General features: G+C 62.9%; 10 protein-coding genes. 2 read left to right on the top strand and 8 right to left on the bottom strand.

Annotated elements, in window-relative coordinates; genetic code table 11:
- Positions 1 to 24: 24 nt before the first annotated feature.
- From DXT59_RS19340 to DXT59_RS19330, 3 genes are read right to left on the bottom strand one after another with little or no spacing between them, the layout of a single operon-like run.
- Entirely contained in the window at positions 25 to 2850 is a 2826-nt protein-coding gene (locus DXT59_RS19340; protein ID WP_116138475.1) for a molybdopterin-dependent oxidoreductase, read from the bottom strand.
- Entirely contained in the window at positions 2831 to 3685 is an 855-nt protein-coding gene (locus tag DXT59_RS19335; protein ID WP_116138474.1) for an FAD binding domain-containing protein, read from the bottom strand. Before DXT59_RS19335 ends, DXT59_RS19340 begins: the two co-directional genes overlap by 20 nt.
- 53 nt (positions 3686 to 3738) lie before the next feature.
- On the bottom strand, positions 3739 to 4416 hold the full coding sequence (locus DXT59_RS19330) for a TetR/AcrR family transcriptional regulator (RefSeq protein ID WP_116138473.1): 678 nt from the start codon (positions 4414 to 4416) through the stop codon (positions 3739 to 3741).
- Between the two features lie 328 nt (positions 4417 to 4744).
- Here DXT59_RS19330 and DXT59_RS19325 point away from each other — a divergent pair, with 328 nt between their 5' ends.
- Positions 4745 to 6118, top strand: a complete 1374-nt coding sequence (locus DXT59_RS19325) for a sensor histidine kinase (protein ID WP_116138472.1) — start codon at positions 4745 to 4747, stop codon at positions 6116 to 6118.
- Between the two features lie 51 nt (positions 6119 to 6169).
- Here the strand turns inward: DXT59_RS19325 and DXT59_RS19320 are convergent, their stop codons facing one another.
- The 3 genes from DXT59_RS19320 to DXT59_RS19310 form a co-directional block, all read right to left on the bottom strand.
- Positions 6170 to 6841, bottom strand: coding sequence for a response regulator transcription factor (locus DXT59_RS19320; RefSeq protein WP_116138471.1), 672 nt, complete (start codon positions 6839 to 6841; stop codon positions 6170 to 6172).
- Between the two features lie 233 nt (positions 6842 to 7074).
- Positions 7075 to 7857, bottom strand: a complete 783-nt coding sequence (locus tag DXT59_RS19315) for an alpha/beta fold hydrolase (RefSeq protein ID WP_116138470.1) — start codon at positions 7855 to 7857, stop codon at positions 7075 to 7077.
- A gap of 79 nt (positions 7858 to 7936) precedes the next feature.
- The gene (locus DXT59_RS19310) at positions 7937 to 9691 is read right to left on the bottom strand and encodes a cytochrome c biogenesis protein DipZ (protein ID WP_116138469.1); all 1755 of its coding nucleotides are present in this window, start codon (positions 9689 to 9691) and stop codon (positions 7937 to 7939) included.
- 328 nt (positions 9692 to 10019) lie between these two features.
- Between DXT59_RS19310 and DXT59_RS19305 the strand changes: the two genes are divergently transcribed.
- A complete protein-coding gene (locus tag DXT59_RS19305; protein ID WP_116138468.1) occupies positions 10020 to 10565 on the top strand; it encodes a thioredoxin family protein in 546 nt (181 codons plus the stop codon).
- 54 nt (positions 10566 to 10619) lie between these two features.
- Here DXT59_RS19305 and DXT59_RS19300 read toward each other — a convergent pair whose 3' ends face one another.
- Both DXT59_RS19300 and DXT59_RS19295 read right to left on the bottom strand, forming a co-directional pair.
- Positions 10620 to 11663, bottom strand: a complete 1044-nt coding sequence (locus DXT59_RS19300; protein ID WP_116138467.1) for an alpha/beta fold hydrolase — start codon at positions 11661 to 11663, stop codon at positions 10620 to 10622.
- 206 nt (positions 11664 to 11869) lie between these two features.
- A complete protein-coding gene (locus DXT59_RS19295) occupies positions 11870 to 12715 on the bottom strand; it encodes an oxidoreductase (protein ID WP_116138466.1) in 846 nt (281 codons plus the stop codon).
- Between the last annotated feature and the right edge of the window lie 77 nt (positions 12716 to 12792).

Here is a 12792-nt window from a genome sequence, read left to right as displayed (position 1 = left end):
GGGCTTTGAAAAAATGCGAAGCAGTCAACGGCGGCAAGCATCGCCGCGCTCGGCCATGGCCCGCAAAACGACATCGGGCGTGGCCGGTGCTTGCCGGATGCGGACACCCACGGCGTCGAAAATGGCGTTTAAGATCGCGGCCGCCGTCGGAACGAGGGCCGGCTCGCCGATCCCTTTGGCCCCGTATGGACCGATCGACGTGGGGGCCTCCACGAAAATCGACTGCACCCGCGGCACGTCATGCACCGTCGGAATCAAATAGTCGTGCAGATTGTTATACCGGCCGGGATGGTACTGTTCCATCAAAGCCATACCGACGCCCTGCGCGACGGCGCCTTGCACTTGCCCCTCCAGCAGCGTCGGATTCACCGCTTTGCCGACGTCATGTGCGGCAACAACCTCGAGCACACGGACGCGCCCGCTCTCGCAATCGACCACGACGTGCGCGATCTGAGCGCCGAATGCATAGGTGGCATAAGGGCTGCCCTGCCCCGCCGCATCGAGCGAGGTGGTAGGCGGATCGAAGCTTTCCTCCGCGGCAAGCACATAACCGTGTTCGTCCACCGGCAGCGATCGCAGATCGACTAAACGGCCGTCAATGGCGATGCCGCCCGGCTTCGGCTCAATCCGCGCATCGGCCGCCGCGCCCGCATGCGTGAGCAATCGAAGGCGCAGCGTGCTGCCCGCCAAAAACGCCGCACGGCCCGTAATGAATGTCTGGCGCGAGGCCGACGTCCGCCCGCAATCGGGTGTTACGAACGTATCCGGTCCCTCGAACCGGAGGCAGTCCACCGGTACGCCGAGCGCATCGGCTGCAATCTGCGGAATGACCGTGTTCGCGCCTTGCCCGGCGTCCACCGCGCCTTGATGCAAGACGATCGCCCCGTCGGCGCAAATGCCGAAACGCACCGTTGAAGGGTTGGGCAGCGCCGTGTTGCCGCAGCCGTAAAAGAATGCAGCCAGGCCTACGCCATGGCGGACGTGCCTAGGCGCTGCTTCGTTCAGCGCAGCAATGCGCTCGCGCATGTCGCCCCATCTGGGACGCAGCGCATCCAGGCAAGCGACGAGGCCCACGCTGTCGTCGAGTATCTGCCCCGTCGGCAGCGTATCGCCTGGACGCAACGCATTCATCGCGCGAAACTCGAGCGGATCGAAACCGGCCTCGCGCGCTAACTCATCGACGAGTTGCTCCTGCGACATCGTCGTTTGCGGGACGCCGAACCCTCGAAACGCCCCCGCCGGCGTGATATGCGTATGGATCGCGCGCGCACGAGCGAAATAATGTTCGATCCTATAAGGTCCGCCGGCGTGAACAGGGACCCGATTCGCGACGGCCGTACCCCAGGAAGCGTATGCCCCAGTATTGAAGTCACCTTCGAACGTCAATGCGCAGAGCCGTCCGCCCGCATCGGCGGCCATACTCGAGACCATGCGCCCGGGATGACGCTTGGTCGACGTCGCCATCGACTCTTCCCGCGACAGCGCCATCGCGACAGGCTGGTCGAGATGCCAAGCCGCGATAGCCAGCAACGGCTGCACCGTCATATCGAGCTTGCCGCCGAAACCGCCGCCGACCGCCGTCGCCACGACGCGAACCTGTTCCGGCGCGAGCCCGAGGATGCGAGCTAGGTCGGCTCGGTGCGGATGCGGTGCCTGCGTCGAAGAATGGATCTCGACAGTATCGCCCACACGCCGGGCCCATCCCGCTTCGGGCTCCAAATAGGCATGTTCGACGAAACTCGATTCGAAGGTGGAATGCACGACGTACCGCGCGCGCTCGATGGCGTCCACAGTGTCGCCTCTGCGCACCAAACCCTCGATCAACAGATTGCCCGGACGATGGTCATGCAACAGTGGACTCCCAGCCCGCGCCGCCTCGTCAACCGCGAATACGGCTTCGCGCTGCTCCCACGTAACGGGGAAGCGAGTCATGTCGAGCGCCGCCACAGCCTCGCGTTCGCCGACGACAAGGGCCACGGCCTCCAGATAGTGCCGCGCCTCGAGTTCCGGCAATACGGGTTGATCGGCATATGGGGTTGCCACGCCGTGCATGTTCACGCCGGGTACATCGGCATATGTCAAGACGCATCGAATACCGGGGTGAGCCGCGACGAACGCATCAATATCCCCGAACGTGAAACGCGCGCGATGATGCGGGCAACGAACGGCACGCAGGAACAAGCTATCGGCCGGGTAGGCATCGGCGCCGAAGCGCTGGCTGCCGTCGACTTTTTGCGGCCCATCGAGTCGCGTAAGCGGCACGCCGACCGACGGCCCTTCGCGCGGCGCCGCTATGCATTGCGTCTGCGTGCGGCCGCAAGCCACCTCGGTCACGGCATCGACGATCTTTTGATAGCCCGTGCATCGGCATAGCACCCCGTCGATCGCCGCCCGCGCACTGTCGCGCCCGGTGACCCGGCCGGCATCGATTGCCGCGGCCGCGGCTGTAAGCATGCCCGGAATACAGAAGCCGCACTGCACCGCCTGATGCGCCAAAAACGCATGCTGTAGACGGCTGCCGCATCGCGTGCCCTGCGCGAGGCCTTCGACCGTCACCACGCGGCGCCCCGCGACTTGCGCCAACGGAATGAGGCAAGCGTATCGCGCTTCGCCATCGACGAGCACGGTACAGCTTCCGCAATCGCCCTGCCGGCAGCCCTCTTTGGTCCCGAAGCGACGCAAACCCGCCCGCAAGTAGTCGATCAAACGCTGCGATGGGTCCGCCGGTAGACGCTCGCGCACCCCGTTCAATTCGAACGCGTCATGCGCCCCGGCCGGCGCTTCGCTCGCGCTCGCCATTGCCGCTTCCTTGTCGACGTGAGCTGACTCTTCAAGCAATGGATGCGCCATGCGCCGAGTCCTCGATGCAATGTGCGAGCGCGCGCATCACCGCCACGCGCGCAAGATGAAGCCGATGCGCGGGCGTACCGCGACAATCGTCGATCGGAGCCAGTTCATCGAACGAGGCCAGGGCGAGCGCGTCTATCGCATCGCCGCAACGCCGCTCCAATAGCGCTGCTTCGACGGCACGCATGCGAACCGCAACCTCGGATGCGCCGCCGACGGCGACCGCCGCCGCCCGCACGGTGCCGCGTGCACATAGGCGTAGATGAACGGCGGCCGACACGACGGCGATGGCCGGACCATCGCGATTCGAACATTTGACGAAAGCAGTGCGGTCTTGCGTGCGCGGCAGTGCGAACAATACGGCAGTGAGCAGTTCGTCCGCATGCAGCGCCGTGCGGCCACTGCCTAAAACGAAATCAGCCAACGGCAATCGGCGCACGCCGCGCAGACTGGCGAGTTCGACTTGAGCGTCCAGCGAGAGCAGCGCGGGAACGCCGTCCGCGACCGGCGAGGCATGACAGATGTTGCCGCCGACGGTGCCCTGAATCCGAATTTGCCGCGAACCGACGTAACCGGCAGCCTGCGTCAGCGAAGCGGGCAACCAGGGGGTGCCGGCGATCGCCTCCCAGTTACACGCTGCGCCGACGCTGACCATGCCGTCGCCTCGCTCGATACGGCGCAGCGCATCGAGCCGGCTGATATCGAGCCATTCGAATCGTGACGGCACGAGCGTCGCATCCGCAAATACATCGGTGGCCCCGCAGACGATACGGGGCCGCGGATGAGCGCCGAGCCTAGCGAGCGCTTCCTCTACGGTACGAGCGCGAAGATAGTTCATTGCGGGTGGCGTGCGCCTTCATCGAAACGACGGACGACGGGGCTAAGGGGGCGCTAGGCGTGCGACGGCGGATCCGCGCGAACCACGCGCAGCACGCTGTCGATCACGAACGACTCCCAATGCCGCACGGCTTCGGGCGCACCGAGTTCCTCGCCCAAAAATACCGATAGCGTATAACGGTTCGACGTATAGAAATACGCCGTCGATGCAATCAACAAAAACACGTCGCGCGCGTTGAGGTCTTTGCGAAACAACCCTTGCTCGACGCCGTTCTCGAGAATCTTCGCGATGCTGCGCACCGCATGCGAGGAATACTCTCCCTTTCGCTCGAGCTTCGACACGTGCCGTCCTTTGTGCAGGTTCTCCGTGTTGAGCAACGTCATGAAATCGGGGTTGCGCCAATAGTAGTCCAACTTGAAGCGAATGACCGTCTTGAGCGCTTCGACGGGCACCGTGGGATCAAGGGCGACTTTGCTTTCCGCCTCGTCCATGCGCCGATAGATGCCCTCCAGCACCGCCACGAAGAGGCCTTCCTTGCTGCCGTAGTAGTAGTAGATCATCCGGTCGTACGACTTCGCCAGACTGGAGATCTTTTCGACGCTGCCGCCTTCATAGCCGAAGCGTGCGAAGACTTTCGTCGCCGCGCGCAGAATCTTCTCTCGCGTTTCTTGCGCCGCGGCCTCACGCACCCCCGTTCCGCGCACGGTCTTCCTCTTTGCCGCTTGGTTCATACCGCTCCCATGGCAGGCGTCAACCCACACCACCCATCCTAAAAATTAAGCTTCGCGCCCGCGGCGAAAAATTTCATACAGTGAGCGCTACATGAATGAATGATGATACACGACCCACATCGAATCAACAACATTCATAATTTTTTGTTAATTTTCAAAGGCATGTCGATCACTATCGCACGCAAGCAGCCGTCCTTCTTGGTCCGCATACAAAGACAATCTTTTCATTTCAAAATGGAGTGTGCTAACGTTCGTTTGTGGAGTACTCACTACATGAAACGCAAAATCACGTTCACCGAGAGCACCCTCGCCAAGCGGGAGATGACCCATGGACAACGAACCCGACAATTCCTACGGCGCTTGCGCGGCGCTGCGTGGTTGGCCGTCGCACACGGTCACGAGCGATGCGGCTTTCGCTGTGGCCCCGCCCCTCGAAGCGTTTGCGCGCCCCTCGTTGCCGGGACTCGACGTCGGCGCGCTGCGCCGGGTCTCGCGTACGGTGGCCAGCGAACGCGTGCCTGCCAAACGGATCGAAAAACTGCTCGACGCCGCGATCGATAGCACGCGAGCGACCGGCGGGTTCATCGCACTGTTGCGCGAGGACGGATGGGAAGCGGCGGTCAGCAGGGAAATATCTCGCTCGTCGAATAGGTCCCATCGGCAGGCGCCGCGTAAAAGACTGCCGGTCTCGATCCTGACTGTTGCCGTGCGGCTTCGCAACGGCCTCACGCTGCAGGATGCCTACGGCTCAAAGCATTGGCATACGGACGTTTACGTGCGTCGATTCAAGCCACGTTCGCTGACTTGTCTGCCGATTCGGTTCGACGGCACGTTGACGGGTGCTTTGTATTTGGAGCACCGCGAGTTGCCCGGCGCCTTCACGTCCGCACACATCGCGCTGCTCGAAATCATCGCTTTGCAAGCCGGATTCGCATTGGATAACGCGCGTCTTCACGAAGCGCTCGATCTCCAGCAAGCCCATATGCGAGAGACGCTTTCCGCACTCGATCGCGCAAGCCGGCTCAAGTCTTACGGAGAGTTGGCGGCATCGATCGTGCATGAAGTAGCGCAACCCGTCAGCGCGCTCGACACTTCCGCCCGCGCCGGCCTCAAATGGCTGAACCGAAGCACGCCCAATATCGACGCTGCCCGCGAGATGCTTGCCCACATCTGCGCATGCGCAATGCGCGCGCGCACGATCATCGGCGCCTTGCGCGCCAGAGCGCGGCAAGCAGCGCCGGAATTCGTCGCACTCGATCTCGCGGAGGTGCTACGCGAGGCCGCCGAAATCGTGGCATGCACGCTCGACGCGATGAACGTCGATTTACGTCTGCGAGGCTTATCGGGCTCGTTTCCCGTAAGCGGGGAGCGCATTCAATTGCAACAGGCCGTCATCGGTCTGCTCATGAATGCGGCCGAATCGATGCACGCCATACCGGAAAGCGAGCGTATGCTCGTGCTGAGCTGCGATCGCGGCGAAGAGCACGTCTGCATTCATATCGACGACAACGGCCACGGCGTGGACCCACTGCTGGCGCAGCGCATCTTCGAACCGCTCTTCACGACGAAGCCGCACGGCATGGGCATGGGCCTCGCTATCTGCAAGTCGATCGTACAAGCACATCGCGGGCAACTCGAGTTGACGCCGCGCCGCGAGGGCGGCACGCGCGCAACGATCGTCTTGCCTCTTGCGGCGCCTTAAGCAGGCGCCGGCCACGGCGCTCCGGCGCTATACACACGCCACGAACGAGTTTTACCGACCGCCGACGATTTTCACACCGAGTGCCTCGGTCCGGCGCACGAGATCCGCTACCGACCGCACGTTCATTTTGCGCATGGCTTGGCCGCGGTGGATCTTTACGGTGACTTCGGCAATCCCCATCTCGGCCGCGATTTGCTTGTTGAGCAGCCCGGCCGCGACGTGCGTCAGCACCTCGCGTTCACGCGGGGTCAGCGAGGCCCACCGCTCACGCACTTCGATCAGCGAGCTATCCTCGGCAAAATGCCGAGCATCGCGGTCCAATGCGCTACGCACCGCATCGATCATGTCTTGCTCGCGAAATGGTTTCGTCAAGAAATCCATCGCCCCCGCCTTCATCGCCTCGACCGTCATCGCAATGTCGCCATGCCCCGTCATGAAGACGATGGGCATGGCGGCGCATTCCTGCTCGAGCAGGGACTTTTGAAGCGCCAGCCCGCTTTGTCCGCGCAATCGCACGTCGAGTACGAGGCAAGCCGGCCGAGGTCCCTTGGGCGCAGCCAGAAACTGCTCCGCCGACCCGAACGCCTTGACCTCGAGGTCGATCGAGCGAAGCAAACTCACGAGCGCACCGCGCATTTGATCGTCGTCGTCCACGACATAGACGACGCCGGAGGCAGAGTGGGCAGCCGATGCTATCGGCGAGACGATCTCAGTTTTGGCCATCGAGTCTTAACGCGAAAGGCGAGTCGAAAGAAAGCAGGGTGCTTTTGCTTGCCGGGTGTTTCCGAGTTTAGCAAAAGCGGTTCGTTTTTTAAGGCGAATCTCACGAGCTTTTTTGCGTTCGCTCGCGTTCACTGTCGGGATAGACGGCCACGATGGGCATACCGCGCGCTTCGATATCGGCACCGGCTTGCCAGAGTCATGCCCCCTCCAAATGCGAATCGCTTCTATCGGGCTTACTGCCGCACGTGCGCCGCGGCTTCGATGATCGCGTTCGCCACGGCTTGCGGATGGCTGACGAGCGCCACATGGCTGCCGCGAACACGCGTAATCGTAGCGCCGATATCCTTGGCCATGCGCTCTTGCAAAGCGGGATCGATCATCTGGTCCTGCGTGCTGACGACGAAGTACGAAGGCCGGTCGCGCCAAGCAGGGCGAGTCACCTTTTCGTCGATACAGCCCACATACCAAGGACCTTGCGTCGCGGCGACGACCGCCTGTTCGCTTGGCGCCAAGTCAGGGGCGAAGTATCGATGGATCGCTCGGTCCGAGAGCGTCAAAAAGCCCGCGCTATCCTTATGCAACTCCTTGCTCCATGGCGCCGGCGGCAAGTCCTTGATCAAGTCGGCAATCGATTGATTCGCGTCCGGTGCGAACGCGGATACGTAAACGAGTGCCTTGACTTTGTCGTCGTTGCCCGCTTCGCTGATCACGACGCCGGCCCATGAATGCCCGACGAGCACGACGGGTCCCGTCTGCTGCTCGATGACGCGTTTGGTCGCGGCAACGTCATCGTTCAACGAGCTCAGCGGATTTTGCACGGCGACGACATGCAAGCCCTTCGCCTCGAGAAGCGGGATCACGCGGCTCCAACTGGAGCCGTCGGCAAACGCGCCATGCGTCAGCACGACCGTCGTAGTGCCGGTTTCGTGAGCTGCTTCGGCGTGCGCCGCCGGCACCGCCGCGGTCATGCCGGCCATCAGCAGCGCGCCAAACAGACGATTGAAAAATTTGAACATGATCTTCGTACCTCAAGCGTTGTAAAAAGCGTTGAAAAAGCGCGGAATGTTCAAGCTCGGCCACGTCCGGTCGATACGGCTAACCGAACGTGAACGTATAAGCGTGGACACCCGGGTCGAAAAACTCGATGGTGAACGTATGCGTCCGCACGGGGTCGCCCTGCCTCACCAGTTGGTACAAACGGGCGGCGGTAACGGTGCCGTAACCATCCGCGGTCGTATCGCTGCCATGTGCCGCTCCGGGCGGCTGGCCGTCGATGGCGATGCGAAACCTGATCGGGCGGCCGTCGGTAGCCGGTGCGAGCACGAGATGCAGATCCCTAGCGTGGAACCGGTAAGCGATTTGCGCATGCGCGCCGCTCGCCGAGGCGGCCTCGGCGCCGATGCTCCAAGGACCGCCGAGCGCCCATGTGTTCAGTGAAAGCCGCTGGGGAATAGAGTAAGTCGCAGCCGTGTCCTGCCGCACCTCCTCGGGCGACGCGAACCCCGTCGCCTCGCGATAGCCGAGATACGTTTCGCCGGAGCCGATATCGGCCTGATCGGCGGCAGCCAGGGCACCGGCGGCATCAGGCTTCGCGCGCTGGGGCGCCGACGCGGCGCCTTTCGCCTCCCCCAGCAACTGCCGGATCGCGTCCTCAGCCGTGTCGTATTCGCCCTCTCCAAAGTGGTGGTACCGAATCCGGCCTTGCGCGTCCGCGAGATAGAACGCGGGCCAGTATTGGTTGCCGAACGCTTGCCAAATCCGGTAACCGTTGTCGATCGCGATCGGATAGCGAACAGAAAGATCGGCTGCCGCGCGCTTGACGTTGCCCACGTCGTGCTCGAAACCGAACTCCGGCGTATGCACGCCGATCACGACGAGCCCATCGCGGGCATAGCGGCTCTCCCATGCCTTCAAATAGGGCAGCGTACGCAGGCAATTGATGCACGAATAGGTCCAAAAGTTGACGAGCACCACCTTGCCGTGCAAATCGCCGCTCGCGATCGGCGGTGAGTTGAGCCATGCGTCGGCACCGTCGAGCGAAGGCAATCGGCCCTCCACCGGCAAAGGCTTCGGCGAACGTGAGCCGGCCTCGGGTTCGGCGCCCCGTGATGCAGCACGCGAATCGTTCGATGCGAGCCATCCGACAAGCCTGCTTTCGATACCGTTGGTCGGTGCCGAGGGCACGTGAGCGAGCGCGATGCCGTCGAATCCGAACGCGATCGCCACTACGGCGGTCAAGATGAGAACGCCCGTCGCACGCTTCAAAGGCTCGCCCGCACCTGCGATACGCCGTACGCGTTTGAGCACGTTGCTTTGAACCAGCGAGACGACGGCGAGCGACGTAGCGGCTCCCGCGGCATAAGCGAAAAGCGCCGTCGCCGTTTGCCAGCTCGCCCCATGCAATGCGGCCCCCGCGAGAATCGCGCCGAGGATCGGGCCGGCGCAAGGCGCCCACAGCATGCCTGTCGCGGCGCCGAGCACGAGCGCGGAGAACACCTGATGGCGTTCGCTGCCGGCGTCCGACAACGCAAGCAGGCGATTGCCGATCCGAGTGAGCGGCCCCGAGACACGTGCGGACAGTGCCGGGAACAGTAGCGATACCCCGAACAACGCGAACAACGCCAACGATACGTACCGCCCGTAGTGATCCAATTGCGCGGCACCGCTTACCCCGGCGATACCGATGCCGGTGATCAACGCGAACGTACTCGCCAAGCCGATCAGCAGCGGCAAACGGCTCGTCGCGAACGGCCGGTCCGAGCGTGCGAACACGAACGGAACGACGGGCAAAATGCATGGGCTCGCAATGGTCAGCACCCCGCCCAGGAACCCAATGACGATGAGCAGCATCTCTACCTCCTAAAGCTTATCGACGGTTTGCACCGGCCAAGTGCCGGAAATCGACACGGCCGCTTCGGCTACCCGCCCATTTGAATCGCCTAACGTATGCGGGAGATTTCATAAAGCAGGCGATACGCAACGTTGCGTATCCGGACCCGGCGCGGATACATGCCGATACATGCCGGGCGCAATCGAATGCATCGCAAGCAGCTTTGTATCCGAACGTATCCGCCGTATGCTCAGACACACGGCGATTCGCATGCCGCTTATCCCGACAAATGCCGAATACGTCACCGCGCTCAAATACACCTGAAGCCCACTCCTTGGAGGTGTAACCATGATGAAACGGATCAAGATCGCGACTGTGTTCGCCGGCGTCGCCGCGGCTGCCCTGGTAGCCTATGCATCGACCAATGTCTCGCCGGCCGGCGCGTCGATCGCCCGCGGCTCGCCCGCCCCCGAATTCACCGGCATCGACCATTGGCTCAACGGCCCGCCCCAGAGCCTTGGTCAACTGCGCGGCAAAGTGGTGTTAGTCGACTTCTGGACGTTCGATTGCATCAACTGCGCGCATACGCTGCCTCATGTCGAACGTTGGTACGAGAAATACCGCGATAAGGGGCTTGTCGTAGTCGGCGTACACACTCCCGAATATCCGTTCGAGCGCGACACCAAGAACTTGTCGGATGCGGTCAAACGTTATGGCATCACCTACCCTGTCGCTCAGGACAATCAGTACGCAACGTGGAATGCGTACGGCAACCAGTACTGGCCGGCCGTCTATCTGCTCGATCAGAAGGGCAACCTCGTCTACAGCCACTTCGGCGAAGGCGACTACGTCGAGACCGAGGCGCGCATTCGAACGCTGCTTGGTCTCTCGTAGCACCTAAGCGAGCATCCGCCGCGTGCGTCTACAAGCGGCGGATGCGTTAGGCCTTTAGAGTTTTTGAACCTGCACGATCGCATCGGCGAAGGCTTTCGGCGCTTCCTGCGGCAGGTTGTGGCCGATGCCGCCGCCGACGTTGCGATGCTGATACGGGCCCTTGAACTTCTTCGCGTAGGCGGCGGGCTGCGGATGCGGTGCGCCGTTCGCGTCGCCCTCCAGCGTGATCGTGGGCACGGAAATATCGGGTGAGCGCGCGAGCTTCTGTTCCAAATCGTCGTATTGCGGCTCGCCCTGGGCGAGGCCCAGACGCCAGCGATAGTTGTGGATGACGATCGCCACGTGATCGGGATTGTCGAACGCCTCTGCCGAACGCGCGTAGGTCGCGTCGTCGAAACGCCATTGCGGCGAGGCCAACCGCCAAATCAGTTTGTTGAACTCGAACCGGTTTGCCGCATAGCCCGCTTCGCCGCGGTCGGTCGCGAAATAGAATTGATACCACCACGCGAGTTCAGCCTGCGGGGGCAGCGGCTTCTTGTTCGCCTCTTGACTACCGATCAAGTAGCCGCTGACCGAGACGAGCGCCTTGCAACGCTCGGGCCAGAGCGCCGCGACGATATCGGCCGTACGCGCGCCCCAATCGAATCCGCCGATGACGGCCTGCTTGATCGCCAAAGCATCCATGAATGCGATGACATCGACAGCGACCACGGCTTGCTGACCATTGCGGGGCGCATGTTCGGAGATCAGCCGCGTGGGGCCATAGCCGCGCAGGTAGGGCACAAGTACGCGATAGCCGGCCGACACGAGCAACGGCGCGACTTCGGCAAAACTGTAGACGTCGTAGGGCCACCCATGCAACAAGATGACCGGCGGCGCATCAGCCGCCCCCGCCTCGATATAGCCGATGTTTAGCCCATTAGCCTGCACTTGGCGCAATGCGCCGAACGATGCGGCGCGCCCACCCGTTGCCACGCCCGTTGCCGCGGACGACGATTGAGCGTTGACGATTTCGCTCAGCCCCGAGCCCAGCAGCGCGATGCCGGCGATACCGGTACCCAACATGCGCCTGCGCCGTGCGTTGATTTCATCAGACATGCTTATTTCTCCAAATATGGATCGATTGTGGTGAACACGATGTTGTGCGCGTGCCCGCGCCGGCGAGCGGCGTTTCACCTCGCCGGCAATGTTTGAAGCTTAAGGAGAAGCGCTCGCCGGCCATATCCGCTCAGGGGATAGCCTCATCGCCTCTTGTGATGGCACACCCATCCCTTCGTATGGGGTGTGCGCCGCGCTGCCGCGGACTATGCTTCGCCCGGGAGGTACGAGACCGACTCGCCGACCTCTCGCCAGAGGGCGTCTTCGTCCGCGCGCGCCCTCGCCGCTTCGCGCGCCACGGCGATGGCGTCGCTGCCCAAGAGCAGACGCAAAGGCGGCGTGGGGGAGTCCGCTATGTCGAGCAAGACACGGGCGATGCGCTTAGGATCGCCCGGTTGCTTACCGTCCGCCTCGCGCATGCGCTGCGCGACCGGTTCGATCACGCTCTTGTACGGCTCGCTGATAGCCGGGATCGTCATCGACGATCCCGCCCAACGCGTACGCATGCCGCCAGGCTCCGCGATCGTCACGCGAATGCCGAAACCGCGCACTTCTTTCGCCAAGACCTCCGAGAATCCGCCGACGGCCCATTTGGCCGCCTGGTAAGCGCTCAGTCCGGGGCCGCCGACACGGCCGCCCACCGACGAAATTTGGATGATGCGGCCCGAGGACTGGGCGCGCATGACCGGCAAGACCGCGCGCGTCAGATTGACGACCCCGAAAAAGTTGACGTCGATCTGATCGCGAAACGACTGCTCCGTCATATCCTCGATCGAGGCTACGTCGGCGTACCCCGCGTTGTTGACGAGCACGTCCAGCGAGCCGAATTCCGTCACCGCATACGCAACCGCATCACGCGCCGCCCGGGCGTCGGTGACGTCGAGCGCGATCGTACGGACCTGGTCTCCGTACGCCTGCGCCAACTCGTCGAGACGAGCCGCGTCGCGCGCAGCGGCAATCAGCCGGTCTCCGCGTTCGAGCACCGCCTGCGCCAGTGCGCGCCCTAACCCGCCTGTACATCCTGTGATCAACCACGTTTTTCGATTGCTCATTGTTCAACCCTCCGGAATGAATGGGGCGCGCGCCCGGCCATCGAAGAGAGACGACCTCGCCCGGGCTCGAGGCGCGC

Source organism: Trinickia diaoshuihuensis (genome assembly GCF_003390925.1).
Classification (GTDB): domain Bacteria; phylum Pseudomonadota; class Gammaproteobacteria; order Burkholderiales; family Burkholderiaceae; genus Trinickia; species Trinickia diaoshuihuensis.
This window is presented reverse-complemented; position numbering and strand designations above follow the sequence as displayed.

Excerpts from the sequence above, each read along its gene's own strand:
- DXT59_RS19305 (WP_116138468.1), top strand. The coding sequence starts at position 10,020 with ATGATGAAACGGATCAAGATCGCGACTGTGTTCGCCGGCGTCGCCGCG.
- DXT59_RS19335 (WP_116138474.1), bottom strand. The coding sequence starts at position 3,685 with ATGAACTATCTTCGCGCTCGTACCGTAGAGGAAGCGCTCGCTAGGCTC.
- DXT59_RS19310 (WP_116138469.1), bottom strand. The coding sequence starts at position 9,691 with ATGCTGCTCATCGTCATTGGGTTCCTGGGCGGGGTGCTGACCATTGCG.
- DXT59_RS19340 (WP_116138475.1), bottom strand. The coding sequence starts at position 2,850 with ATGGCGCATCCATTGCTTGAAGAGTCAGCTCACGTCGACAAGGAAGCG.
- DXT59_RS19300 (WP_116138467.1), bottom strand. The coding sequence starts at position 11,663 with ATGTCTGATGAAATCAACGCACGGCGCAGGCGCATGTTGGGTACCGGT.
- DXT59_RS19325 (WP_116138472.1), top strand. The coding sequence starts at position 4,745 with ATGGACAACGAACCCGACAATTCCTACGGCGCTTGCGCGGCGCTGCGT.
- DXT59_RS19330 (WP_116138473.1), bottom strand. The coding sequence starts at position 4,416 with ATGAACCAAGCGGCAAAGAGGAAGACCGTGCGCGGAACGGGGGTGCGT.
- DXT59_RS19295 (WP_116138466.1), bottom strand. The coding sequence starts at position 12,715 with ATGAGCAATCGAAAAACGTGGTTGATCACAGGATGTACAGGCGGGTTA.
- DXT59_RS19315 (WP_116138470.1), bottom strand. The coding sequence starts at position 7,857 with ATGTTCAAATTTTTCAATCGTCTGTTTGGCGCGCTGCTGATGGCCGGC.
- DXT59_RS19320 (WP_116138471.1), bottom strand. The coding sequence starts at position 6,841 with ATGGCCAAAACTGAGATCGTCTCGCCGATAGCATCGGCTGCCCACTCT.